Annotated in this window: 22 protein-coding genes and 3 pseudogenes; 17 read left to right on the top strand and 8 right to left on the bottom strand. The window is 68.6% G+C overall.

Features of this window, described 5'->3' with window-relative positions; genetic code table 11:
* Positions 1-22: 22 nt before the first annotated feature.
* Positions 23-592 (top strand): cytochrome c-type biogenesis protein, encoded by a 570-nt coding sequence (locus AVW11_RS16930; RefSeq protein WP_076044490.1) that lies wholly within the window; start codon positions 23-25, stop codon positions 590-592.
* 2 nt (positions 593-594) lie between these two features.
* On the opposite strand, the gene AVW11_RS38410 is transcribed toward AVW11_RS16930, so the two are convergent.
* The 4 genes from AVW11_RS38410 to AVW11_RS38415 form a co-directional block, all read right to left on the bottom strand.
* Positions 595-3,036, bottom strand: a complete 2,442-nt coding sequence (locus AVW11_RS38410) for a hypothetical protein (protein WP_240528195.1) — start codon at positions 3,034-3,036, stop codon at positions 595-597.
* A complete protein-coding gene (locus tag AVW11_RS16940) occupies positions 3,033-3,359 on the bottom strand; it encodes a helix-turn-helix domain-containing protein (RefSeq protein WP_076044492.1) in 327 nt (108 codons plus the stop codon). The genes AVW11_RS38410 and AVW11_RS16940 overlap by 4 nt, the downstream gene beginning before the upstream one ends.
* On the bottom strand, positions 3,356-4,177 hold the full coding sequence (locus AVW11_RS16945) for a tyrosine-type recombinase/integrase (RefSeq protein WP_338058858.1): 822 nt from the start codon (positions 4,175-4,177) through the stop codon (positions 3,356-3,358). The genes AVW11_RS16940 and AVW11_RS16945 overlap by 4 nt, the downstream gene beginning before the upstream one ends.
* Before the next feature lie 412 nt (positions 4,178-4,589).
* The gene (locus AVW11_RS38415) at positions 4,590-4,793 is read right to left on the bottom strand and encodes a hypothetical protein (RefSeq protein WP_240528196.1); all 204 of its coding nucleotides are present in this window, start codon (positions 4,791-4,793) and stop codon (positions 4,590-4,592) included.
* A 635-nt stretch (positions 4,794-5,428) separates the two neighbouring features.
* Here AVW11_RS38415 and AVW11_RS16960 point away from each other — a divergent pair.
* The 9 genes and pseudogenes from AVW11_RS16960 to AVW11_RS17000 all read left to right on the top strand — a co-directional run bounded on the left by AVW11_RS16960 (position 5,429) and on the right by AVW11_RS17000 (position 13,098).
* A complete protein-coding gene (locus AVW11_RS16960; protein ID WP_014677498.1) occupies positions 5,429-5,893 on the top strand; it encodes a DUF2199 domain-containing protein in 465 nt (154 codons plus the stop codon).
* Positions 5,893-6,555: a hypothetical protein gene (locus tag AVW11_RS16965; RefSeq protein ID WP_076044498.1), complete on the top strand. Its 663-nt coding sequence runs from the start codon at positions 5,893-5,895 to the stop codon at positions 6,553-6,555. The genes AVW11_RS16960 and AVW11_RS16965 overlap by 1 nt, the downstream gene beginning before the upstream one ends.
* 98 nt (positions 6,556-6,653) lie before the next feature.
* A complete protein-coding gene (locus AVW11_RS16970) occupies positions 6,654-7,271 on the top strand; it encodes a DUF6000 family protein (RefSeq protein ID WP_076044500.1) in 618 nt (205 codons plus the stop codon).
* Positions 7,253-7,699, top strand: a complete 447-nt coding sequence (locus AVW11_RS38420; RefSeq protein WP_240528197.1) for a site-specific integrase — start codon at positions 7,253-7,255, stop codon at positions 7,697-7,699. Before AVW11_RS16970 ends, AVW11_RS38420 begins: the two co-directional genes overlap by 19 nt.
* A gap of 46 nt (positions 7,700-7,745) precedes the next feature.
* Positions 7,746-7,991, top strand: coding sequence for a hypothetical protein (locus tag AVW11_RS38425; protein WP_076044504.1), 246 nt, complete (start codon positions 7,746-7,748; stop codon positions 7,989-7,991).
* Between the two features lie 16 nt (positions 7,992-8,007).
* On the top strand, positions 8,008-8,493 hold the full coding sequence (locus tag AVW11_RS16985; RefSeq protein WP_076044506.1) for a hypothetical protein: 486 nt from the start codon (positions 8,008-8,010) through the stop codon (positions 8,491-8,493).
* 135 nt (positions 8,494-8,628) lie between these two features.
* Positions 8,629-8,760: pseudogene (locus tag AVW11_RS38430) on the top strand (Tn3 family transposase); the annotation flags it as partial.
* Between the two features lie 1,432 nt (positions 8,761-10,192).
* Positions 10,193-10,666, top strand: coding sequence for a hypothetical protein (locus tag AVW11_RS16995; protein WP_076044508.1), 474 nt, complete (start codon positions 10,193-10,195; stop codon positions 10,664-10,666).
* A 329-nt stretch (positions 10,667-10,995) separates the two neighbouring features.
* The gene (locus tag AVW11_RS17000) at positions 10,996-13,098 is read left to right on the top strand and encodes a tetratricopeptide repeat protein (protein WP_143568857.1); all 2,103 of its coding nucleotides are present in this window, start codon (positions 10,996-10,998) and stop codon (positions 13,096-13,098) included.
* An 88-nt stretch (positions 13,099-13,186) separates the two neighbouring features.
* Here the strand turns inward: AVW11_RS17000 and AVW11_RS17005 are convergent, their stop codons facing one another.
* Positions 13,187-13,405 carry a DUF397 domain-containing protein gene (locus AVW11_RS17005; protein WP_076044512.1) on the bottom strand — a complete coding sequence of 73 codons (219 nt, stop codon included), beginning with the start codon at positions 13,403-13,405 and terminating at the stop codon, positions 13,187-13,189.
* Positions 13,406-13,551: 146 nt separating this feature from the next.
* On the opposite strand from AVW11_RS17005, the gene AVW11_RS17010 reads away from it, so the two are divergent.
* The 4 genes and pseudogenes from AVW11_RS17010 (at position 13,552) to AVW11_RS17025 (ending at position 16,849) form a co-directional block, all read left to right on the top strand.
* Positions 13,552-14,136, top strand: a complete 585-nt coding sequence (locus tag AVW11_RS17010) for a helix-turn-helix domain-containing protein (RefSeq protein WP_206281908.1) — start codon at positions 13,552-13,554, stop codon at positions 14,134-14,136.
* Between the two features lie 164 nt (positions 14,137-14,300).
* Positions 14,301-15,170 (top strand): IS4 family transposase, encoded by an 870-nt coding sequence (locus AVW11_RS17015; protein ID WP_076044516.1) that lies wholly within the window; start codon positions 14,301-14,303, stop codon positions 15,168-15,170.
* Positions 15,171-15,825: 655 nt separating this feature from the next.
* A pseudogene (locus tag AVW11_RS17020) lies at positions 15,826-16,573 on the top strand (transposase).
* Between the two features lie 27 nt (positions 16,574-16,600).
* A complete protein-coding gene (locus AVW11_RS17025; RefSeq protein WP_143568858.1) occupies positions 16,601-16,849 on the top strand; it encodes a hypothetical protein in 249 nt (82 codons plus the stop codon).
* A 369-nt stretch (positions 16,850-17,218) separates the two neighbouring features.
* Here the strand turns inward: AVW11_RS17025 and AVW11_RS37415 are convergent, their stop codons facing one another.
* Complete coding sequence (locus AVW11_RS37415) at positions 17,219-18,253, bottom strand: hypothetical protein (RefSeq protein WP_076044520.1); 1,035 nt, start codon at positions 18,251-18,253, stop codon at positions 17,219-17,221.
* Between the two features lie 202 nt (positions 18,254-18,455).
* Here AVW11_RS37415 and AVW11_RS17035 point away from each other — a divergent pair, with 202 nt between their 5' ends.
* Positions 18,456-18,686, top strand: coding sequence for a hypothetical protein (locus AVW11_RS17035; protein WP_076044522.1), 231 nt, complete (start codon positions 18,456-18,458; stop codon positions 18,684-18,686).
* A 414-nt stretch (positions 18,687-19,100) separates the two neighbouring features.
* Here the strand turns inward: AVW11_RS17035 and AVW11_RS17040 are convergent.
* Positions 19,101-19,600, bottom strand: a pseudogene (locus AVW11_RS17040) (IS5 family transposase); the annotation flags it as partial.
* A gap of 99 nt (positions 19,601-19,699) precedes the next feature.
* Between AVW11_RS17040 and AVW11_RS17045 the strand changes: the two are divergent.
* Positions 19,700-20,647: a competence protein CoiA family protein gene (locus tag AVW11_RS17045; protein WP_076044524.1), complete on the top strand. Its 948-nt coding sequence runs from the start codon at positions 19,700-19,702 to the stop codon at positions 20,645-20,647.
* A 271-nt stretch (positions 20,648-20,918) separates the two neighbouring features.
* Positions 20,919-21,413, top strand: a complete 495-nt coding sequence (locus tag AVW11_RS17050; RefSeq protein WP_076044526.1) for a hypothetical protein — start codon at positions 20,919-20,921, stop codon at positions 21,411-21,413.
* A 415-nt stretch (positions 21,414-21,828) separates the two neighbouring features.
* On the opposite strand, the gene AVW11_RS17060 is transcribed toward AVW11_RS17050, so the two are convergent.
* Positions 21,829-23,646, bottom strand: coding sequence for an ISL3 family transposase (locus AVW11_RS17060; RefSeq protein ID WP_240528198.1), 1,818 nt, complete (start codon positions 23,644-23,646; stop codon positions 21,829-21,831).
* Positions 23,647-23,948 lie beyond the last annotated feature (302 nt).

A 23,948-nucleotide genomic window follows, 5' to 3' on the forward strand; every position in this document is an offset into this window, starting at 1 on the left:
CACGCCGCGGTAGCCTCTCGCCATGAATCACGGGGAGGGCGCGGACGCGCTGGTTCTGGATGCGCGGGAGATGCTTGCGGCAGGGCAGAGCGATGAGGAAGTCTTCGCCGAGCTAGCCGCGAGGACAGGTGAGTGGGCCGCCTGTGTGCTAGCCGTGTGCGTGGCCCTGGGGGTGCCCCGGACGGAAGCCGAGGCCCGGCTGCGAGAGGTCGAGCCACTGTTCGCGGAGTTCGCGGCGGGTGAGGAGGAACTCGTCGCCACCCTTCTCTCCTTCGGGCACGTGTTCATCGTGGACCGGGTACTTGACGAGCACGAGGAGCACATCCGCGACCTGCTGGGAACCGCCGCCGGCGCCCGCGGAGGCTATCCCGGTGGCCTGCTCGGGTGGTTTCGTACTGGCGAGCTCACGAAGATCTTCCTGTACTTCGCCAAAACCCGGTTCCGTGACGGGCGGGGCTCACCGCCCGATTTCTGGGCCGCCATGACTACGGCCGGCGAACTACTGGCGAGCAAGGACGGCCAGGACCAGGCAGAGGTGAAGGCGGGGCTGGAACGTTGTCGCATGCAGGCTGCTGCCGTCACTGGGAGATAGGGTCATGATCGACGGGCAACCTCGGCAGCGTATGCGGTCCTGACGGCCCCGGCGGCCCAGCGCTCGGCAGCTGCGGGGCTGATGCCGAGCAGACGCTGAAGGACCGCTGGCGGCATCTGGGTGCAGAGGTCAAGCAAGGCCGCGCATCGTCCGGCTTCGGTAGGGAGTCCGATCTTGCGCAGGCGCCGGCCCAGTTGTTTGCTGCCCAGTGGCTTGCCGGGCCTCTGGGTTGGGAAGAGCCAGGGGGCATTGAGGTCGTTCGACATCACGGCGTGCTGGTGATCGTTGGCGATGTCGACGAGCCGGAGGACCAGGCCGTCGAGGGGTGGTGGCAGCCTCAGCGGGGTCCTGTTGAGGCGGAGGGCGACGCCGTTCTCGTCGTGAATGACGTGTGCCGTGGTCAGTCGACAGGTCCTCGCCGGGTACTGGCCATAGAGGAGAACCATCAGTCCGGCGACGCGATCCCTGGTCTCGATGGAGTCGTCGTTCAAGAGTCGCCGGGCGGTCGCCCAGCGTTCGTCGGCGTCCAGCGGCCCGTGAAAGATCCGCCGCGGCCGGGCCGGGATACTGATCCCGGAGGCGAACTTGCCGCGGACTGCCCAGCGTACGAACGGCCTCGCATCGTAAGGGCCTTGGTGGTTCTCCGAAGTGAGCCAGAGGTCGACGAGGGGCTGTCGGCAGGTCGCCAGGGTCTCCCCTTGCTCCTTGAGCCAGGTCAGGAAGGCGACGGCCTTGGCGATCTGGGCCTGGGCGATGTCGCTGGCGTAGGCGGAGATCGGATTTCCGCGGGCTCGCCGCCGGATGCGTGCGATGCGGTCCCAGCGGGCGTAGGCGGTGATCAGGCGGCGGTCTTCGAGATCTTCGATGGCCGCGGTCTTGTGCTCAATCCATCGTTCCAACCGGGCCATGTACTCATCGCGGACCGGCAGCACACCGGCCGAGACCAGGACAGCCCGAAAGTAGTCGACGGCCATGTCCTTCTGGCTGGCCATGCGGGCGTCGAGGGCTTCGTGGGTGAGCTCGCAGGTCCCGGCGGCAAGATCGGTGACCAGACGGTTGGCCGTCGGCGATTCCCGCAGGTAGAGCAGGGCCCTGCGGGGGTTGAGGTTCAGCAGGGCGTCAGCGACCTGGTCGAGCTCGGGACGGCGCTCGCCGTCGGGCGGAGTCAGCAGCCTCCGAAGTTGGCGGTCGGCGGCGCATCGCCGGCAGAGACCGAAGTGGAACAGGCGCTCCACGGTGCCACACTGCTTGCAGGGCTTGTGTGCCTCCGGGGCCTTCTCCCAGCAGTTCTCGCAGATGGGTCCGCGTGCTGTCCGGGCGACGACGCGCAAAGTACGTCCGCAGTCGGTGCAGGGTTCCCGCTTGTGCGAGCACGTCCGGCACCGGGGTGATTCGGTCCCGGCGAAGAGGCAGGCCCGGATCTTGCCGCAGGAACCGCACCGGACGACCGGCGGTTTGCGGCAGAGGGCGCATATCGGCCCGTCCGTTGTGCGGGCGGCGACGCTCTCGACTCGACCACAGACAACGCATTTCTCCTGGTAGGAGGGTTCCTTGTTGCGGCAGGTGTTGCAGATCGGGGCTCCGGTGTTGTCGCGTCCTGCGACGGGGCGGCTGCGTCCGCACCACTTGCAGGGCTCGGCTTTGGCGTGGTTGTAGCAGGTTCCGCAGACCCGCAGCAGTTTGATCGAGTGGCTGAGCCGGACGGCGCGGTCGCAGTGCGGACACCTCGGGGCAGGAACGCCGTCGGCGCCGGCCTCGTGGAGCCGGGTGGCCAGGAGGACGGTCTTGGGCCCATGGTGGTGAGCCTGACCGGCCAGAAGGCCGGGCTGCTCCTGGAGGTCCCAGAGCAGGCGGCGGGTGACCGACGAGTTCCCTCCGGTGACCTCGTCGATCGCTGTCCGCAACGCGGCCTCGTCGAGTCCCAGGGCCAGGCCGCAGAGGTGGCCGAGCAGGTCAGCGGCCGGGTCTTCGGTGCACTGGGCCTTGTAGCAAATGCGGCAGACATCCCGTCCGGTGCGGTCGAGGCCGTAACGCGGGGTCTCGCCGTTGCCGCAGGTCGTGCAGGACCAGCCCGAACCCGCACCCTTCCGAGTGTTGAAGCCGCTGCATGAGGAACAGATTCTGTGGCCGGAGCCGTCCGTGTTTCCGAGGGGTCGTAGCCTGCCACAGCGCGAGCAGGGCGGCCGGACGACGCGGACAGCGCCGAGCTCAGTGAGGGCGCGGATGAAGCGTTCGACCGAGGCCGGGCCTTCGGCCCGGCCGGACGTCAGCAGCTGGGGATCGCCTTCGATGGCATGGGCCAGACGGACCGCGGCCGACTTGGACCGAACCGCCTGGCCAATCGCCTTCTGGACAGTCTCCGAGGGCAGATCCGGTTCGGCCGCGGCGACCAGCTCGCAGATCACTACGTGCGGGTCGACGGCGATCCGGGAAGCCGCGGTCACGACCGGGTGATCCGGGCCCGCTTGGGCCGGAAGTCGCCGACGCCAGTGGTCTCAGTGCCGTCCGACGCCTTCCTCGCCCGCGGCCGGCCTGCGGCGACCGGCTCGATCAAGTCGTCCATCGAGCAGTCGAGGATGTCCAGCAGGGCCATCAGGACCTTGAGGTTGAGCCGTTCCGGAACCTCCACCACGAGCCGGTAAACCTGGCTGGCGGACAGGTCGATGCCCCGCTCAGCCAGCAGGGGCCGCAGGTCGGTGGTGGAGAACATCCCCTTCGTGGCCATGACCTCGCGAAGGTGCCACTTGTAGTCGAGCTTCGCCGTCATCGTCGTCCGCTCCGTTCCAGGACTCGCTGTCCGGGGTCGTTGTCGAAGGCCAGGTCGATGGCCTTGAGCATCATCGTGTTGGCGAAGTCGTCACTGACCGCGGTGTAGAGGGCGGTCGTGGACGCGTAGAGGTGGCCGACCTGTTCCTGGATGAACTTCGCATCGATGCCGTCCTCGATGCTGTGCGTGACGTACGAATGGCGCAGGCAGTGCGGCACGAGTTCCTCCGGGAGTCCCAGTTCCTCGCGGTAGAGAGCGAACCGGTCCTCGATCTCGCGCGTCCGGAGCCGGCCGCCGCGTTCCGTCAACCACAAGGCAGGGTGGGACGGGAAACCGTAGCGGGGACGGACGTTGACGACGTAGTCCTCCAGGGCCTCCACGGCCCAGGGCATGATGCTGGCGACGTTCCGCCGACGCGGCCCCGACCCCTTTGTGCCCTTGGCCTTGCGCACGTGCACCATGCCGTACCGCCCGAACTGCGGAGCCTTCGCGTTCCGGTAGAGGTCCACCAGGTCCAGGCCGGACGCCTCCGAGGCCCGCAGGCCCCAGCCGTAGATCGTCTTGAACAAGGTGGAGTCCCGGTAGGCGGTCAGGGCACCCTTGCGGCCTCGCTTGATCATCCGGTCCACCCGGTCGTCGATGTGGTCGAAGAGGAGCTGGCACTCCTCCCGCGTCATCGGCCGGCGCTCTTCGCCGCCCTCATAGTCCGCGAGGTGTTCGCGTCGATTGCCGTCGTGGAGGATAGGCGTCGGGTGCGTACCAAACCGCTCCAGGCAGACCTCCACCCACCCGTAGACCGGGTTGAGGAGGTAGTCCATGAACAAGCTGATGGCACCCTATAATTGCGGAGAGTCGACTTGGCGCGGTTGTGCCGCATCACCAGGTCCGCCATCCACTCGTCGATGTGCGCGGCCGTCCAGTGCCAGGGGTACTCGTTCGTGAACTCCTGGAATGTCTCGATGACCCGGCGACGGCCGTCGATGGTCCCCGGCTGAAGGCCCCGGCCACCCAGCTGCTGCCGTGCCCATCCCGACAGCATCGCGTCGAGTACGGCGTCCTCGGGGTGCAGCAGGTGCACACCCGAGACCAGCTCCAGCACCGCGGCCCCTTGCACTTCCCTCGTACCGTCGGACACGCCCCACCCTCTCTCGCCAGAGGATGGAATCATGCATCTAATGCATGACTCCCGTAAAACCGGCAGGTCAAGGGCGCGGTGAGGTTCTCTGGAGGTCAGGCCGCCAGCCGGTACACTTCCCGCAGTTCAGGGTCGGCGGCCAACAGCAGAGCCTGCATCAGACGCAATTCCCCGGGGTCGCCCTTGCCGGGCATGCGGCGGTCGGTTGCGTAGTGGGTGCCGGACGAGACCGCGAGCGCGGCGGCGGCCGCGGAGGGGTGGACCCGGATCCCGAGCGCGCGGGCGCCGAGCCCGGCCACGATCGCCTGTGTGGCACTACGTGAGGCAGTGGTGCAGGCACGCGACCCTGCCGCTGGCCGTGCCGTGGGTGCTCTCCTCCTTGGTGACGGGGTCCGTGAAGACCGGGTGCTCGTCGGAGGCGCCCTTCACGCGGGCGCAGAAGTCGGACTACACCCAAAAATCGCGTCATGCTGGGGTTCTCCTGATCTCGAAGGGTGAGGGAGCGGGCGGCTGGCTTTTGCCGGTGCTGCGACCGCCCGGATGGTTCGGCCCCGTCCCGGCCGGTGTGGCGGGACGAGGTTTGGATCATGCGGCCAGTCGGTGCACGGGGGGCGCCGGGCCGGTCATGCAGCTGCTCGGGTCCACGGGGGTGCCGTCGTGGCACTCCAGGCAGCAGCCGAGCTTCTTGGATGTTGGCGGAGTGCACTTGTTCCGTAGCTGCGGTATTCCAGTGCCAAGGCGCCACGGAAGCCGCTTGCCATCGCTTGTCCTCGGGGTAGCCAGACTGTGACTGAGCGGGGTAGTTGGCCGCGCGGAGTTGTGCCGAGCAGCCCCCTTCGGGTACGGCTGGAGTCCGTCGCTAGGCTCCGGGCCCATGACCAGTGATTTGGGGTTCACCTGCGCGCGCTGCGGGGCCCACCACCCTGAGCTGCCGATGAACTACACGGCCGAGGCCCCCGCCGTGTGGGATCCGGCCTTCGCCGACGCCGACGACTGCTTGCTCTCCACGGACCAGTGCGTGGTCCGCGCTCAGCACTACTTCGTCAAAGGCCTGATCGAGATACCGGTCATAGGCAGCGACGAGGCGTTCTCCTGGGGCGTCTGGGTCTCGCTCAGCCGAGAAAGCTTCTCCCGGGCCTCAGACCTGTGGGACAGACCCGGCCGCGAAACGGAGAAGCCCTACTTCGGCTGGCTCACCACCGATCTTCCGGTGTATCCGGCGACGACGCTCAATTTGAAAACGCGCGTCCATACCCGCCCGGTCGGCGAGCGCCCCTTCGTCGAGCTGGAGCCCACTGACCACCCCCTCGCCGTCGAGCAGCGCACAGGGATCAGCCTGGAGCGCGTGCGGGAGATTGCGTCGGCCGTGCTCCACGCCGGTGAGGGCGAGCAGCGGTAATGGCCGACCAGCCCATATCGCCCGTCCCGGTCGCGCCTGCCGGCCTAAGTCGCAGGGCCCAGCGGTTCATCGAGACTGAGGGCATCCGCGTTCGCCAACAGGACATCCGGCGATACCACGACGCGTGGATCGAGCACGGGATCCCCGCGGCAGAGATCGAACGTGCCACTGCTTTCCAGGACCGCTGGGGCGGCCTCGCCCTGCCGCCGGCCCCTTTCTACGAGGGTGGTCCGCGCATCCTGGACGCTGACTGCCCCGAAGAGACGCCCGCAGAAGGCTGGTCATTCCCGGCAGGAGACTGCCGGGTGTCCATGGCCTACAGCTTCATGATCGGCCCCGACGGTGCGTTCGGCATCGACGCCAACCGCTGGACGCCCCTGCATGCCAGCACTGACGGATGGGTGGAATCCCTGGCGCTCGCCGCTCATGCCCGCCGCTGGGCCACGACCGTCACAAGGGTCACGCGCAATGCCGTCGACGCACTGGATCTCGGCGAATTCGAGCCGGTCCCCGAAGTACAGGGTGTGACGGACTCTTGGTGGCGGGGCAAGGACTCCCTCATCGCCGTGTACCGGGGTGAGGCCGTGGGCCTTGGCGCCCCGCAATGCCTCGAAGCCCACATCTACGGGGGTCTCGACGAGTGGCGCCTCCATGGCGGCTGACCCGCGGGCCTTGGAACTGGGTCTGCCTCTGCTCAGGTAACAGCAGGGCAAGGGAGGAGGCTGGCTCTGTTCCGCGGCGAAAAGGCAAGATCGACTGTGTGATACGCAATCCGCACGACGATGCCGAGTTGCTGACCTTGGTTCGCCGCTATGTCACGCCCGAGCGGCGCTACCTGAAGCTCGGCGGCGGCTTGCTGCGCATGCAAAGTCCTGAGTGCGACCGATTCATGCGAGATCTCCGTGAGGACGCAGGACTCATCACCGCCGATGAGATCGCCAAGCTGCTTGAAGGCGGCTGGCGAGAGCGGAGAACTGCGGCTTGGCTCATAGCTGTCTCCCGCCGGACCCAGTTCCGTGAGCGCCTCGGGGAACTCCTGCTGGCCAGCGAGGTCTGCTGCGCTGGGCTCGCCTACAGCGTGGCCCTGGCCAGTTTCGGAACGGCGCACGACGCCGATCTGCTCGCCGCCTACCTGGATCGCTACCTCCGTCGTCCTGACCTCGGATACGACCAGACTGTCGTCATGGGCGCTCTCCAGTTCATCGACCTGAACCTCGGAGGGGATCAAGCCGACCGCTTCCGTCAACCGGGGGGCCTGTGGCAGCAGTGGCTCCAGGATGCACCGCACATGCAGGGCGACTCGGACCCCACACCCTCCTTCTTGAGCCTCATTCGTCGGCTCTGCGCGTTCATCGATGAATGCGCAGAGGCGCAATGACCGGCCCCTTCTCCTGCGGCCCGGAGGACCGGGCCATCCCGCGCAACTACATATACACCTGCCTCAACGACGCCCTCACCGCCAGCGGGCTGACCGGGCCCGCCAACGAGGAGCTGCGATACAGGCCCCACGACTTCCGAAGAATCTTCGTGACCGACGCCCTCCGCTCCGGCCTGCCCCCGCACATCGCCGCCCGCATCTGCGGCCACCGGACGGTCGACACGACCCTCGGCTATGCCGCGATCTATCCCGAGGACGTCATCAACCACCACCGGTCCTTCATCGCCCGCCGCCGGGCGCTGCGACCCGGGGAGGAGTACCGCGAGCCCACCGCCCAGGAGTGGCAGGACTTCCTCGCCCACTTCGAGCTGCGGAAGGTCGCCCTCGGCGTCTGCGCACGTGACTTCGGCAACCCCCTGCGTCCATGAACACGCCTGCATCCGCTGCCCTGTCCTGCGGCCCGATCCCGAGCAGATGCCCCGCCTGGAGGAGATCCACGCGAACCTGCTCGACCGGTTCCAGGAGGCCAAGGAACAGGGATGGCTCGGCGAGGTCGCCGCGATCGAGGCCAGCCTCGCCGCCGCCGAGCAGAAGCTCGCCGCCATGCGCGACCTCGCCACCCGGAACACCACCGTCCACCTGGGCATGCCCGATCTCCGCAGCGTCGTCGCGCGCATCGACTCCGAGCAGCGAAACGAAGATGCGAAGCAGCAGCCCTGAGCACTACAACGAGGGGATGACCGTCTTCCTCTGTTCCAAGTGCGGCACCGCGATCACGCCGGAGCTGGCCGAGCTTGCCGCAATCCCTGACGTCTCAGACGACGAGCGCGACCGGGACAAGGAGACACGCCGGGCACCTTCCACTGTTCCGCAGGGCCACTACGCGATCGATCCCGAGCCCTGGGGACCTCCCTACGTCGTGCAGGACGATCACGAGGACCGGAAGCCAGCTCAGTCGCGCGGACCTGTGGTCTGCCGTGAAGAAGGCTTCGTCATCTCGGCCGGCAGCCGACATACAGTGCTGGTGCACCCTGATGACGCCGCCGGGCTTCAGCCCCTGCCCAACTGGGAGAACAGCAGTGGGTGCTGCGGACCGACAGGCGACGAGGGACTCAACCGAGCCTGCCCCTGCGGCGCTCCGGTCGCGACCCTCGCGGCCGACTGTTTCGGGCCCTTCGAACTGCACCTCGACCCCGTCCGGACCTACGCTTTCTCCCAGTAGGACCGCAAAGCGCGCGCGGACGACATCCACGACACGCCCGACGGAACCCGTCCACCCAACTTCTTCACGACTACTTTCCGTGGTGAACGACGGCTCACCGGCGGACCTGCCGCCGAGCTGGGCTAGTTCGGATAAGACCAGCTCGCCGCCCTCGGCCTGGTCCTCAACGCCGTCGTCCTGTGGAACACCCGCTACCTGAACGCCGCCGTCGCCCAGCTCCGCGCCGAGGGCCATGACCACCGGCACCACCCGGCAAGCCGCCCATCAGCGGTTCTCCAAAGTCCCGTTCTGAGGCCCCGGACTTGGTGAGGTCCGCCGTCTTGCGGTCACCTGACTGCGCGGTCCAGTAGGCCTGATCCATGCGCAGGTTGTACGTGAAGTTGGGCGCCATGAACGAACTCGGCATCGATTGGGACACCGAATCCGCACTATCCCATCTCGCCTCCACAGCCTGCTCAGAATTGATCCGGTGGCCGCACTCGCCAAAGGTGTCAAGTACCTGGCACCGGGCTGATTATGGGAGTAACGTGCGCCTCGCGGTACACCAGGGGACCCAACGGAGCCCTTATGGAGACGTCACTTCTTTCTTTGGGAAATTCCGCCAGGGTGGAATTTTCGACAACCGAACAGATGGGCGCCGCTTGCCGCACACGCGAGCCTCACCAGGACCAGATGGGAGTAATGCCGTAAGGTCTGGTCGATTTTTCGCGAGGCGTGACACCAGGCTGGATTGATCTGACTTCATCAAAAACCATCGGGGGCATGAATGGAATTCGAGGAGTCAAGCGGAATTCAAGTCGGGGATCAGAATTCCCAGAACAACAAGACATCGAAAATTCGCAAGATTGAATCTAAAGTAACTCTGCTTGGCGCAGATTCGCCATCCGTCACGTTCAACGAGGGGGACCAGAATGGCGCTCCCGGATACACTCCCCTGATCGTCACATTGGCCATATTAGCCCTCGTGTCAGGTATTGGGATCTACAGCTCCGTGACCAATGGAAGCGGCGGTTCGGGTAGTGACCGGTCGCCGCTTGCCAACTCGGGGGGCACCAGGTCACCCTCTTCCCTCCTTAAGCCATCGCCGGAACCGGAAGTCACCGATAGCGCCGGATTGTCGGGAGCTCCCCCAATGGGCTCCGGGAAGACTCCTGGCGGGGTGGGTCCCTCCTCCATCTGCATGGGAGAGGTGCTGAGAGCAAGCGGAACTTTCACAAAGCAAACATACTCCATAGGAGAAAAACCCAGGATAACGATTCGAGTGGCGAATACATCCCGCCAAGCGTGCGGCTTCGATTTCGGGCCGACCGCGACATACCTGAGCGTTAGTCCCATACCGTCAGTCGCCGACACGTTCCGATCGGATCAGTGCCTCGACCACCCGCAGCCTGTCATTAAATTCATCCCGGCAGACGGCTACATCGAACACACACTCGAATGGGATGGGTCGAGTGGAGGAAAGGGAGTGTGCGGCCCCGCGCGAGGCGTTGCCGGAAAGGGTCACTATGTGGCGGTAGTCCATTTTGCCGACATGAGATTGACGGGCCCCGGCGAAGTCCTCTCGATCCGGTAATGACTGGATCGAAACAGGAAAACCACTAGCGTCAATTCTAAACACGCCGGACTTCCTCCGAGCTCTACGGCCTGTTGAGTCGAAATGTCGGTCGCGAGGGAAGACGTCCGGAGGAAAGGGGCGGGGATGTTGGAAGAAGCACTAGTAGTGCTGGCCACAGCGGGTGGTACGGCTGTGGTGCAGGCCGCTGGGACGCAGGCGTGGGACGGGTTCCGAACGCGGGTGGCCCGGTTGCTGGGGCGCGGTGACGGTGTGCGGGAGCGTGCGGAGTTGGAGCGGCTGGACCGTACGGCCAGCACGCTGCAGGTCGCAGATTCCTCCGAGGTGGAGCAGGTCCGGCTGCGTCAGGAGGCATCGTGGCAGACCCGGTTCGAGGACCTGCTGGAGGACCTGGACGGTGTGGATCGTGAGCAGGTCGCGGCCGAGCTGCGGGCCCTGGTCCAGGAGCAGGCCGGAGCTGGCACGCTGACGGCTGGCGATCATGGTGTGGTGGTCAGGGGGCGTGTGGAGGTGCGGGCCGATCACGGATCGGTGGCTGCGCTGCGGGTGGGGGACGTGACGCTCGGAAACCCTCCGCTGCCGGGTCCGCCCCAGGGCTGAGCGCACCCGGCGCCACACCGCCCGCACCAGCTCCACCAGCCAGACTTACCACCCGGAGCTCGGCTGTCTCCGCCGACCACGGCGGGTTCGCCGTCGGCCATGCCCAGCAGATCGTCCACTACCACGCAGCACCTCTCACTCCGGGGTCCTTAGCGGGTCAGGGGTCTGAGGTTCTGGTGCCGCGGCAGCTACCCGGTGACGTGCCGGGTTTCGTGGGCCGTGCGGACGAGCTTGATCGCCTTCAGGCGTTGGAGGGAGCTACGTCGGGCGGGGGTGTCCGCCTGGTGGTGGTCGCGGGGACGGCTGGGGCCGGAAAAACCTCGCTGGCGGTGCGATTCGCCCACCTGATACGCGCCCGGTTCCCCGACGGGCAGCTGTTCGTGAACCTACGCGGCTACGACCCGGGCCGTCCCCTCGCCCCCGAGGCCGCGCTGGAGCGCTTCCTGCGCGCCCTGGGCGTGGCTGCTAACGCGATCCCCGCGGACGGTGAGGAGCGTGCCGAGCTCTACCGGTCGCTGCTGGCCGAGCGCAGGGTGCTGGTGGTGTTGGACAACGCCGCCACCGTGGGACAGGTCCGCCCCCTGCTGCCCGGTGACGCGGGCTGCCTGGTGGTCGCGACCAGCCGCGGGCGGCTCTCCGGTCTCGCGGTCCGCGACGGTGCCCACCGTCTGACACTGGGGCTGCTCACCAAGGCCGAAGCGATCAGTCTGCTTACCGCGGTCACGGCCGGCTACCGAGACCGGGACGAGCCGACGGACCTTGCCGAGCTGGCCCAGTTGTGCGCCAGGTTGCCGTTGGCGTTGCGGATCGCCGCCGAACGCGCGGCCGCTCGACCCCACATGCCGTTGACCGACCTGATCGCAGACCTGCGTGGAGAGTCGTCGCTGTGGGACGCGCTGTCCACGGACGACGACGTCGAGGCCGACGCGGTACGCACCGTGTTCGCCTGGTCCTACCGCGCGTTGCCCGGGCCGGCTGCTCGGGTCTTCCGTCTCCTGGGCCTGCATCCCGGGCCAGAGTTCGGTGCCGGGGCGGCCGCAGCACTTACCGGGTACAGCGTCCAGCAGGTGCGGGGATTCCTGGACCTGCTGGCCGGCGCTCACCTCCTGGAGCAGACCGGTCCCGCCCGCTACCAGTTCCACGACCTGCTGCGCGCCTACGCCGCCGACCAGGCCCACTGTGAGGACAGCTTGGAGGAGCAGCGGGCTGCGCTGGCGCGTGTCGCCGACTGGTACCTGTACACAGCGGACGCCGCAACCCGTAGCGCCCAAGCGCTCAGGCCCTCGCACCTGGCCGGGCAGCCGGCTCCCGGGATCGAACCGCTCGCCTTTTGTGCGTACGGTGAGGCGTCGGCTTGGTACACGGCCGAGCGGGCGAACCTGCTGGCCCTCGTGCGGGCCACAGCTGTGGCCGGGCTGGACGAGGTGACCTGGCAGCTGCCCGCCACTCTGGACCCGCTGCACGATGCGCACAGCGCCCTGGACGACGAACTGGAGACCGCGCGGCTCGGGCTCGCGGCAGCCAGGCGTCTGGGCGATCGGCGGGCCGAGGCGGCGATGCAGCAGATCATGGGGTACGCCCACCGCAAGGGGGGTCGGCTGCAGCCCGCCGCCGAGTCCTTCCGAGCCGCCTTCGACCTTCAACGCGAGGTCGGCGGACGACTCGGCATGCTGGAGGCCACCAACGGCCTGGGCCAGGCGTATGTGGGGCAGCGGCAATTGGACCGGGCCATCGACTACTTCAGCCAGACCCTCGCCCTCGCCCAAGACGAAGGACACCCTGGCTGGTCGGCTACCGCCCTGGACAACCTGGCCTACGCCTACAACGAGATGGGCCGCCCCGAACAGGCCACCGAGCTCGCCCAGCAGTCTCTGGAACTGTGCCGCAGCGCCGGAATCGACTCGCAACAGCTCGTCAACCCCCTCCTCAGCCTCGCCAGAGCCTCCCGGGAGACCGGCCACCTCACACGGGCCGAGGAACATCTGAACACAGCAGCCGGCATCCTCGCGGGCGGCGTCGCCTTCCGCCCGGTGGAACTCGGCTTCCTCCTCGAACAGGCGGCCCTGGCCCTGGCCAGCGGCCATAGCGAGCAGGCGCTGGACACCTACCAGCAGTGCATCAGCCTCACCCAGGCCATGGGCGACAAACGGTTCGAAGCCATGATCTACGACGGCATCGGACAGGCCCTCCAACACCTCGACCGGGCGGATGAGGCCGCCGACTTTCACCGGACCGCAGTCAGCCTCGCCCGCCGCCATGCCAACGCCTTCACCCTCGCCACCACCCTGACCCACCTGGCCCCCGCCCTCGACCGCACCGGACAGAGCGAACCAGCCGATGCCGCCCGCGCCGAGGCCGAAACGCTCCTGACCCCCTACGCAGACCCCCGAGCCGACGCCCTGCGTACGAGCCTCCACCCCCCACCTCCCTGACCGTCCCCGTGCTCGTGCCGGGCACGGCATGGCCCGCCTCCCAGGTCCGAGAGGCGGGCCATGCAATCGCAACACGGCGGCCTGCTGCCTACTGGGGCATCGAGAACTCGCCGTTGAACACGCCCAGCTCGAACGCCTCCCACTCGGCACGGGTGAAGGCCAGCACCGGGCCATCTGTCTTGCGGCTATGGCGCAGCAGCGCGATGCTCTCCGCGAACCGCACCTCCACGCACGTCTGGCTCTGGTTGCAGAAGCTGCTCTTGAACCAGCCCCCACCATCCTGGGGGAAGGCCTGAGTGATCGTCATACCGGTTGTCCTCCCGACGTTGGCCGCGCTGTTTTCGCGACCGCCGGGTAAGCGCATCGCTGAGCAATCCCGTGACAACAGGGTGATCTTTCCTCACTCATGGTTCACTCATGACTCAGCTTCAGGCCGGGCAGGGGGGAACTTGCGTGGACGAGCACAGCAGCAGAGGTCGTAAGCAGGGCAACGAGAGTCCTGGTGCCCCCTGGTGTCGTGAGCCGGACATCGCCCTCGACTACGGGCCGGACAGAGGGCAAGAGACATCGGTCGGCGACCTGAGCAGGGTGCCCGCCGAGGGAAGAGATCTGCTTGGGGTAGCTGCGGCGGCGTTCGCCGCCGAGCTGACCTACCAGCGTGCGGACCGCGGGCTGTCGATCCGGGCGCTTGCCAAGACCATGGCCTTCGACCCGTCCTACATCAGCCACATCGAGGCCGGCCGCCTCGCCCCCACCGAAGAGTTCGCCCGCCGAGCCGACCAGGCCCTGGGCACCGGTGACCTCTTCGAACGCCGCTGCCTCGACTACACCCGGGCCCGTGCCCTCACACGCCCGGCAACCCCGAAGCCGCCCGCGTACCCGCCGGGGATCGCTCCTGACAGTCCACCTCCCACCCCCGCGCCACCGCAACCTGAGGCCGATAGCAGCTCCACAACTCCATCCGGCTACGAGATACACCTACGTGGCACAAAGGGTGTACAGATCGGCAATAACACCACACAGAACAACACATTCTGACCGGTAACTAGCCAGGGCACTCGGGTGAACGGCAGGCAGCACCCACGACCTGACCGCGCCGGGCCCTGCCCAGTGGTCCGGGGGCCAACGAAGACCAATGCAGTTGCTTTTGAGCTACCGAGGGCGTTGCCCCGGGTGTGACGGGGTGGGGAGCAGGGCAGCGGGTGCGGATCGGGATCCTGACGAAGGTATTCACTGCCGAGCTGGTCGACGCGGCGATAGCCAAGCACGACCGGGCTGAGCAGCGGCGCCGCCTCCTACCGGCGCGGCTGGTCGTGTACTTCGTCCTGGCCCTGTGCCTGTTCGCCCGGGAGTCGTACGGGGAAGTGCTGCGCGTGCTGACTAGCGGGATACCGGGCAGCCGGGCCTTGGCCAGGGTGAACCGGTCGTCGTTATGCCGGGCCCGGTCCCGGCTCGGCGAGGACGTGCTGGAGACCCTGTTCAGAGAGGTGGCCGGTCCGCTCGCCACTCCGGACACACCCGGGGCGTGGTGGCGCGGGCCACGGCTGCTTGCTCTGGACGGCACTCAGTTCGACCTTCCCGACTCGGTGAGCAACGGCAAAACCTCCGACGGCCCTTCCACCACGGGTGGCATCCCCTTCGGGTTCTCCCAGGTGAGGGTGGTGGTCCTCGCCGAGATCGGAACACACGGGGTGCTTGATGCCCGCCTTGGCGGCTACCGCGACGGCGAACGGAGCCTTGCCTACCAGCTGGCCGGCTCCAGCGGTTCGGGAGACCTGGTCATCGCCGACCGTGGCTTCTGGTCGGTCGAGTTCGCCCACGCCTTCACCGTGACCGGCGCGGACCTGCTGGTCAGGCTCCAGTCCAATCACCTCGGCACCCTCCAGGAGGAGCTTCCGGACGGCTCGTATCTGTCGATAGCACGTCCTGGCAAGGAGGTCCGACTCCGCGCAGGCCGGGAAGGCCGGCCCCTGCCCAGGCACACGATCTACCGCGTCATTACCTTCATGAAGGACGACAAGGCGGCCTTCCTCGGCACGACGCTGCTGAATCCCGAGCTACCCGGCGGCTGAGCTGGTCGCGCTCTACCGGGAACGCTAGAAGATCGAGCTGGCCTTCGATGAGATCAAGAACCACCTCGGTCCGGGCGGACCGATCCGGTCCCGCACACCGGAAGGCGTCCGGCAGGAGCTGTGGGCCTACCTCGCCGTCCACCACGCGATCCGCCGGTTCGCCCACGCCTCAGCCCTTACAGGCCCCGTCGTGGACGCGGACTGGGTCTCGTACCTCAGGTGCGTCCGCATCATCCGCCGAAGCATTCCGTCCCAGCTCGGAGCCAGTACGGCCAAACCCACCCGCTCCCTCGCCGAGGCCGGGCAAGAGGCACGCAGCCGCTTGCTCCCAGCCCGCCGGCACCGGAACTGTCCTCGGGCGACCAAGAAGCCAACCGGTGGCCCGTCCTTCGGACCCGCGCCAAACGGCGGACGGTCGAACCGGGCCGCTGGGCCCTCAACCAGACCAAGAAGGCCAAGACCAACCGGCGGGCGGGGAGACCCGTACTCAGATCGACCCCAACACCGCCCACGCTGTCGGCAGGCGCCGAACGCCTCAATGAGCTTCTTCGATGTGGCCACCGATCGGGTGACGGTCCGTGAAGCGCAACGAGCGAGGCCCCCGGGCTGTTGATCGAGATGTCTGACGTCTCAATCACGTTGCTCGGGGGCCTCGTTGGTCATGCATCCTGCCGCACTCGACCTGCCGCATGCACTCGTGGAGTGGGTCACCATGCTGATCGTCACCCGTGAGGGCGACCGGCGCTGCAAGCTCCGCCCGTCCCAGCGCGCGATGGTGGCACTGGTGTACCTGCGCGAACACACCACTCTCGCGAAAATCGCCGCCGGATTCGGGATCAGCGAGTCCACTGCCCACGCCTACACCAGCACGGTCGTCGACCTTCTCGCCGCCCGTGCACCGGGCCTGCTCAAGACGCTGCGCGACCATGATCCCGACTTCGTCTTGCTCGACGGCACCCTCGCCGAGTGCAACCGGGTCGGCAACGGCCGGGCCCTACTCCCCCAAACACCGGCGCCACGGCGTGAACGTGCAGGTCGTCACCGACCCCGGCGGCCGGCTGCTGTGGCTCTCGCCCGCCCTGCCGGGCCGCACCCACGACCTGACCGCTGCCCGCACCCACCGGATCATCCGGATCTGCGAGCGCCAGGGCGTTCCGATCCTGGCCGATCTCGCCTACCAGGGCGCCGGCCCGTGGCTGACCACGGGCACCAAACGCAAGCCCCTGCAGGAACTGACCCCCACCGACAAGACCCGCAACCGTGCCCTGGCCGCAGCACGCGCACCCGTCGAACGCGGCGTCGCCCGCCTGAAGTCCTGGCGGATTTTTCGCAGGTCCCGCTGCAGCCCCAACCGCATGGCGTCAATCGCCAGGGCCGTCCTCACACTGGAGCTGCAACGCTGAAGAAGCTCAGTGATCCGGGACGCCGCCGTGCAACTTCCCGCTGAGCTCGTCGTGCTCCTCGCCGAACTCGTCCGCCGGCTTGAGGGCCTTGCCGCTGAGGAACCGCTGGTGGCGTTGAAGGCGCTGGCAGACCTGCGGTACGTCATCGCCGAGGTCTGCCAGGACGCGGCCTACGAACTCGCCGCCCAGCAGGTGCCGATCGAGGAGATCGCGACGGGGCTCGGCACCAGCGAGACCGCGGCCCGCACCTACCTCTACAGCTACCTCCACCCCTGACTCCAGGAAGGCATCCCTCCTATAGGGGCAGGGCCAGTCGGGATCCGAGGCGGAAACGCATCTCGCCGACCGCGTAGCGGATTTCCTCGGCCTGTGTGTCTTCTACGAGCATCCCGATGAGCACCATCAGGGCCCGGGGCCTCGTCCCCGCTGATCAGCTTCAGGCGGGGCTCGGTCACCCCGTCGAGGAGCACGTCCAACATTTCGTCCATGCAGGCAACAACGCCCGCCCCCGCGCCGGAGTCACCCGGCCGGCAGCGGGGTGCCGTTGCACGCAGAGGCGTCGCCCCCGCGCAAGGACGCTCGGGGCGACGGCGGGCCGGCTGCGGCCGGCCACGCGCCCGTCCGGCGTTTCGGCGGTGAGCTGCGTCAGCCGCTGCGTTCGGTGCACCGAGCCGATCGGCTCGGTGCGGGGGTCGGCGTCGGCGTGGCGGACGGGCTCGGCGTCGCCGACTCCGCCGGTGCCGGGGAGGTGTCCGGCATCGGCGTCGCGTCCGGCGTTGGGCTGGTGGACGGTGTCGGGAAGCCGCGGAGCAGTGAGTGCCCGGGGGAAAGGGTGATGAAGGCGGCTGGTTGGGCGGAGAACGCCACGGGTCGGATGTTTCCGTGGCCGTTGGACGAGCCGGCGTCGGCGTGCCGGGCGGCGGCCTGGGTACGTCCGTCCGGGCAGTCGCCGGGTGTGCCGGTGAAGGAGTCGCTCACCAGGATCGTAGCCACCCCCACCACGGCGACCGCCAGCACCGCGGCCGCTGGGCGTAACCGGGTCACTGTGCCCAGGCGCGGGAGCAAGCCGGCGCGTCCGGCCCCGCTTCCGGAAGATTGGGGTTCGGCGCTGTCCGGCGTCGTGGCGGTCGTCGTCTCGCGGGACCGGTTGAGGAGCTCGTCGGCGTCGCGGCGGGCCCGCACGCGGATGTCCTCGGCGTCGGTGTGCGCGCTCGTACGGATTCGTTCGGCTTCCGCGTGCGCGGCCGTGCGCAGGGCTTCGGCCTCACGGACGGCGTCGTCGTGGACCTGGCGGATGGTGGCCCGGACCCGTTTGTTGGCGGCCTGGGCCCGGCGCTGGAGCAGCTTGGCGTCCTGCCAGTGCCCGCGCCACTCCTCCACGAGCTCGGCATCGGCCCGGAACTTCGCGGCGGCCGGCTTGTCCAGGCCGCTGGGGGTGGTGACGACCCGCAGATATTCCAGGAGCGTCTCGAGGGAGGGCAGGCGCTTGCCGGAGAGCATCTCGTTCAGGCCGGTCGTGGTCAGGCGCGGCCGCACCGAGGCGCCGGCGACCGTGCTGTACGAGGGTGAGCCGCCGGAGATGTGGAGCAGGTTCAGCTTCTCGGCGAAGACGTCCAGCGCGGCCTCGTAGGCGTCGATCGCCTCACAGTCCTGCGGCTCGACCCCGGGTTCCTCTGCCATCAAACCCCCCTGCTTGTGCGGAAAAGCCACGCTAGAGGGCGGGGAGGCCGTACGTATGCGGATTCGGACGAACGCTTCCGGACGCTTCGCCCCGTCCGGAACCGGCCCGCTCCCCGGCGGCCGAAGCGGAAGGTCATCCGGGTCCGAGCGGGCCCGTACGGATCACTGGGAACAAGGGTCCGCAGGCCGCTCTCCTGGAGTCATGACCAACACCCGCACCACCCCGCAGACACCCGACCCCGACCCCGATCCTGCCCAGTCCCCGGCGCCCCGCGAGCCGGACCCCGGTGCGCGCCGTGTGCCCGACGCCGTGGTCCTGGTCGCGCTCCTCGCCTCCTGCGCCGGTATCTACCTCGCCGTCGGTGAAGCCGGCTTCGCCGGCGTCATCAGCGCCGTCGCCGCCCTCTACGGCACCTGGCGTGCACGCCGATGAACCCGAGGCAGGAACAGGCCCCGGGTCAGAAGGCGACGGCAACGCGTTGGCCGACCGCGACGGCCGCGCGCCGGCATCCTGCCCGGACCGCGGCCAGGTCCGCCGGGACGTCCGTCCTCCGCCGCTCGGTGGCGGCGGACGCCGTGCGGGCTGCCGCGTGCAGTTCGGCCCGTGCGGTCGCACCGTCACCGGGCAGCAGCGTGAGCCCGGCGGGCCGCGACCGTCACGAGCGGCCGCGCCAGCTCCGCCAGCACGGACACCGTCCGGTGGATGGGCACGCCGAGCAGCAGAGGCGCTCACCCTGCGAGGGCGTCCCGGATCTGCTCGCGCAGTCCGTCGATCCCCGCGTGCGGGGCGTCGGGCGCGATACCGGCGCTCATCTGCCGATGGTCACCGCCACCACCGACAACACCCTTGAGCCGGGACCTGTTCGAATGCGGGCGTGTCTCCGGCCTGGCCGGGCGTGAGGACGAACGCAAGCGGTCGGCAACGGCCGTCCGCGGCAAGGTGGATCTTCGTGGTCAGTCCGCCGCGGGAGCGTCCGAGGGCATGGTCGTCCGGCTCGCCGGCCGGGGCCCCTTTTGACGGGCCCCGGCGGCGTGCTGGTGGGCGTGGACGATCGTGGAGTCGACCGCGACGACCCACTCCAGGTCGCCTTCGGCGTCGGCCTGGGCGAGCAGGGCGGTGAAGAGCCTTTCCCAGGTGCCGTCAGCAGCCCACATGTGCAGTCGGTTGTGGGCGCCCTTCCGTGAGCCGAAGTGTTCGGGCAAATCCATCCACGGAGTCCCAGTGCGGTACTTGAACGCAATCGCGTCGATCACCTGCCGGTGATCACGCCACCGACCTCCCCGCTTCGGCGTCCGGTCCGGCAGCAACGGCTCGATGCGGGCCCACTGGGCGTCAGTCAACGACACACATCAACCAACGATCCGATGATCTGAAGGAAACGGCCTAGAGGCGTTCGCGCCGGACGGGTCCTGGCGGGCGGACGTCCTGGCCACGACGGCCGCCTGGTGGCGCTGGAGGCGCAGGTGTCCGCCATCACGGTGGAGGACGTCCAGCAGCGCACCGCCCGGTACTCGGCGGCCGATGTGGAGGTCTGTTGGTTCACGGACCGGAAGACCGTGCCGTGGCTCGGCGCCGTGCAGGCGGTCCGACTGGCCTGGGCCGAAGACGGCGGCCGACTCCTGGTCGTCGACGGGGCGGCCCGGTTTGAACGGGACTGGTGCGTCCAGCGGCCGCTGTGCGAACGCGTCCAGGGGGCGCTTCCGTGCGGTGGACACGGTCGCTGGGTGGACGTCGCCGAGCTGGCGCTGGAGCGGTTCGTGGCGGCCCTGGTCAAGAACACCGTGCGCCCGTACCGGCTTCGGGTCGGGGAACCGGTGCTCCGGTGGATCGCCCGGCGGTACTTCGAGTGGGAGGCCGAGCAGCTGGCGGCATCCGAGGCGCACCGGCGGACGGCCGAGCGGGCCGCGGCCGCCGAGCGGAGGCGGGAGCAGGATCAGGCTGACCACATGGCGCGTATCCGGGAGCTGGAGGCCCGCCAGGCCCGCCAGGCCGGCCTTCGCCGCCCGGTCCGAGCGTGGGTGTGCCAGGAGACCGGGGATCCTGTCGCCGCCGTCCGTACGGGGAAGGGCCCGGAACCCGCGTTCGCCATGGGGTTACCGGTGACGGTGCACGGTGAGCTGTACGGGGTGATCTGCCCGGTGGCCAGCCGTCTGCCTGCGCTGCGGCGGGAGCTGGAAGGGCTGGTGTTCTTCGCCGCGACGGAGCGGGAGGCGGCCCGTATCTCGGGGCAGGCCGAGCCGGGGCAACGGGTCGTCGCCCTGAAGCCCGAGGCGTCCGAGGTCCCCGAGCAGCGCGCCGGCGGCGGGGTGACCGTGACGCCGGTAGGCCGGGGCCCGGGCCACATCAGCGTTCGGGACATGGTTCGGATCATGACGGGCGTCGACAGGGTGTGAGCGCCAGGCAGCTTCGCCACCCTCTGGCGGAGCCGGTCTTGGCCCGCTACCGCCAAAACCCGGACCGATCCTCCCGAAGGCCAGCGCCGCCTCGACTTGACGCTGCGTCGCGCCCTATGCTCCCGACACGGCAAGACGCGCACGCCTCCCGCCGACACCGGCGCCCACGCCGCCCGGTGATCGAACGGCCAAGGTCCTTCGGGGCCCGTGCCCGCAACCGGCACATCTCTGCCCGGCGGGAGCGTGGGAGACCGCCAGGAGCGAGCAGAAGATGCCGAAGAAGCAGTCGACCGCGGCCCAGCGGGCACGTCAGCGCCAAGCCGCCAGCGGCGAGAACTACACGACCGCGCTGCGAGCCCGCAGCGGCCCGCCCTTCCGGCACAAGATGTTCAGTGCCCGGGGCGCGGGCTGGGCGCCGATCATCGAGCGCGCCGAACGGGACCTGGCCCTGGTCTGGCCCGGCCACCCCGCCCCGCACTGGGAAGAGAAGTTCGGGGACCTCTGCTGGAAGGGCGCCCCCTGGTCCCAGGGCCCGGACGTCTGGGCGGTGGTCGGTCGCGCGCTGCGGGAGGCGGCCACCACCTGCCAGACCTGCCCGTCTCCGGGCCGGAAGCGCGTGGTGTGGATCTGGGACACCGGCGAATTCCGTGGGTGGGTCATGCCCTGGGTCAAGACCTGCTGTGACGCCTGCGGCCACGTCCCCCATCACCTCCGCAGCGATGAGTCCTACCTGGACCTGGTCGAGGAGTACGAAGAGGACGCCTGATCGCGCCTGTCGCCGTACGTCACGTGCACGCCACTCACCGCCCGGCTCGTCGCGCCGCAGAGGACAGTGCAGCCGAGTCCTCCAGCTGGCGGGCCCCGTCGTAGAGCCACCGCTGGCCTCACCTGGGGGCTGTTGATGGCGCTCTATGAAACCGGCTGTGGCCCACATTTCGTGACGATCACGTCCCGGCTACCCCTGGTCCCGCCTGCCCGCCTGGGCTGGCCCCCCGAGGGTCCCTGCGGCGCGCCATACTGCACGGCGTGGATCGCGAAGACCTTGCTGCTGCCCTCGAACGACATCCAACCGATGCCGCCGGCCACGCTGCCCTGGCCTTGCGGGCGGGCGCAGCCTTCAAGGTGTGGGCCGAAAAGGTGCAGCCAGCTCGTCAGTACCTCGACGTCTGGGCATGGCGAGCTCAATGCATGGAGGAGGACGGTGTCGTCACCGGCAAGGACTTCGAACAGGGATTGCCAGCCCTTCGGCATGCGGGAGATGACCCAGTCGTGTTGGGGCGAGTGGATCCAGCCAAAGGTACGCATTTGTTCTTCCTGGCCTCTGATCTGAGCTCATGCGTCGCCGTGTTGTAGCTCGGAGTAGACAGTTCCAGCCCGGCGCCTGGGCCAGGCGGGTCACGGTGGCTGGGCAAGGACGAAGGTCCGTAGCAAGGAGAAGGCGCCCGTCCGTATGACCTGCGCTTGATCAGCTTGATCCGGTTGACGTGTCCTTCGACGACTCCGGAGTTCCAGGGCAGCGTCAGGCCGGCGATGACGGCGTTGCGGTCCCGGTCGATGCCGGCCGCGAGAGTGTGGAGGCTGGGCAGGTCGTCCTGGCGGACGGCGTCGAGCCACTGAGGGAGTCGTTCACCCTGGCGTTCGGTGAGCATGTGGGCGAAGGACCGGACGTGACCGGTCAGGGCATCCAGTTCGGGGCAGTTGGCCAGGACGGCCTTGAGCCGGAGCTGTTCGATCTCGGTCAGCGTCTCGGGTCGGCTGAGGATCCATCGCGTCACCACGCGGGGTACCGGCGGTTGCGCGGTGACCGGCCGTGCCGAGGTGCGCTTCTCTCGCAGGTAGGCGCTGACGCGGCCGTAGCTGCCGCGATAGCCCATGGGAACGATCTCTTCCCAGAGCTTCCAGGCGTTGGTGCAGCCCTCGTCCCAGCGTTGGTCCAGGTAGGGCTTGTCCTCGTCGAGGACGGAGGTCCTGTTGTGCTGCCACTGGCCGCGGAAGAGGTCTTCCGGCTTCACAGCGTCGGCGAGGCTCTTGACGGTGCGGTGGGTCATCTGGAACTGGCGCCCGATGGAGCGGCGGCTGTGGCCGGCTTCCAGCAGCGCGTGGACCGTGGCATGCCGGGCTCGGACGCGGTTGGCGAACCGCTCGCTCCGCCATGGCGAGTCCGTCTTCTCCTCGGGCGACGCGGGTTCGTCGGCCTTCGCCATGGGATCGGGGACCAGAACCCGAAGGCACTGGCGGTGTCGGGCCACCGCACGCTCAGCGGCTTCCCCGAGGTTGTGCCATAAATGCCAACGGTCCGCGACCTGCGTCGCCTGGGGTGCCCCGGCTGTGGCGCCTTCCGCGAAGAACGGCGCGCGGTCCCTGCAGACGACCTCGATCCCTGGCCGCTGGGCAAGCCAGGCGGCCAGGCTTGATGCCTCTCGATCAGGCAGGAGATCGATCGGTCGACGGGTCTCGACGTCCACCAGGAGAGTGCCGTAGCGGCGGCCCTTGCGGGTGGCGTACTCATCGACGCCGACCACCCGAGGCATCGGCACCTCCGGCTCGGGCAGCGCCTTGACCAGGCGCAAGACCGTGCTCCGGCTGATGGACATGCCAAGCACGGCAGCCAGGCGGGCGCCGGCTCGACCAGCCAGGGCGAGGCCGACTGCGGTCAGGATGGAACGCAGTCGCTCGGTGCGCTGGCCGTGCCTGCGGGTGAGACCGGATATCTGCTCCACGAACGTCCGACGCGGGCACTTGGTGTTCCCGCACCGGAACCGCCGAACCCGCAGCTGGAGTACGACGCTTCGTCCGGCGCTCGGGGCATCAGCGAGAAACCGCAGGTAGGAGCTGTGAACCCGGGTCGAGCAGACTCCGCATGCCGGGCAGGCGGCGCCGGCCGTGGTGCACTGCGCGTCAAGGCGCACCTTCTCGACATCCACGTCCACCGACCGCACCGCGATGTCCGCGATCACCGGGAACAACAGCGCCTTCAGCTGGAGTGCAACGTCGTCCACGACCCGGACTGTCAGCCCAGCGGCACTGACCACCGTCCATTTCCGGGCGACTTCGCATACCGCCCGGAGACGCTCAGCCGTCACTCACCGTGGCCACTGCACGAAAGCTAAGCCAGAACCCGTTCTCGTGAACAGAGCCACGTGCTGAACGTAAAGCAGACCGCCGCCGGCGACATCCGGAAGGCAGCCGTGGACAAGCTGCACGACGGCTACCGGCCGACCGAGCTGGAGACCCTGCTGGACGCCCGGGCCTGACCCGGCACACGGCGGCGGGCGGCACCCGAACGCAGGTGCCGCCCGCC

The organism is Streptomyces amritsarensis, assembly GCF_001953875.1.
Taxonomy (GTDB): domain Bacteria; phylum Actinomycetota; class Actinomycetes; order Streptomycetales; family Streptomycetaceae; genus Streptomyces; species Streptomyces amritsarensis.

Excerpts from the sequence above, each read along its gene's own strand:
- AVW11_RS16930 (WP_076044490.1), top strand. The coding sequence starts at position 23 with ATGAATCACGGGGAGGGCGCGGACGCGCTGGTTCTGGATGCGCGGGAG.
- AVW11_RS16940 (WP_076044492.1), bottom strand. The coding sequence starts at position 3,359 with ATGACGGCGAAGCTCGACTACAAGTGGCACCTTCGCGAGGTCATGGCC.
- AVW11_RS16945 (WP_338058858.1), bottom strand. The coding sequence starts at position 4,177 with ATGGACTACCTCCTCAACCCGGTCTACGGGTGGGTGGAGGTCTGCCTG.
- AVW11_RS16960 (WP_014677498.1), top strand. The coding sequence starts at position 5,429 with ATGAACTACACGGCCGAGGCCCCCGCCGTGTGGGATCCGGCCTTCGCC.
- AVW11_RS16965 (WP_076044498.1), top strand. The coding sequence starts at position 5,893 with ATGGCCGACCAGCCCATATCGCCCGTCCCGGTCGCGCCTGCCGGCCTA.
- AVW11_RS38420 (WP_240528197.1), top strand. The coding sequence starts at position 7,253 with ATGCGCAGAGGCGCAATGACCGGCCCCTTCTCCTGCGGCCCGGAGGAC.
- AVW11_RS38425 (WP_076044504.1), top strand. The coding sequence starts at position 7,746 with ATGCCCCGCCTGGAGGAGATCCACGCGAACCTGCTCGACCGGTTCCAG.
- AVW11_RS16985 (WP_076044506.1), top strand. The coding sequence starts at position 8,008 with ATGACCGTCTTCCTCTGTTCCAAGTGCGGCACCGCGATCACGCCGGAG.
- AVW11_RS16995 (WP_076044508.1), top strand. The coding sequence starts at position 10,193 with ATGTTGGAAGAAGCACTAGTAGTGCTGGCCACAGCGGGTGGTACGGCT.
- AVW11_RS17005 (WP_076044512.1), bottom strand. The coding sequence starts at position 13,405 with ATGACGATCACTCAGGCCTTCCCCCAGGATGGTGGGGGCTGGTTCAAG.
- AVW11_RS37415 (WP_076044520.1), bottom strand. The coding sequence starts at position 18,253 with ATGGCAGAGGAACCCGGGGTCGAGCCGCAGGACTGTGAGGCGATCGAC.
- AVW11_RS17035 (WP_076044522.1), top strand. The coding sequence starts at position 18,456 with ATGACCAACACCCGCACCACCCCGCAGACACCCGACCCCGACCCCGAT.
- AVW11_RS17050 (WP_076044526.1), top strand. The coding sequence starts at position 20,919 with ATGCCGAAGAAGCAGTCGACCGCGGCCCAGCGGGCACGTCAGCGCCAA.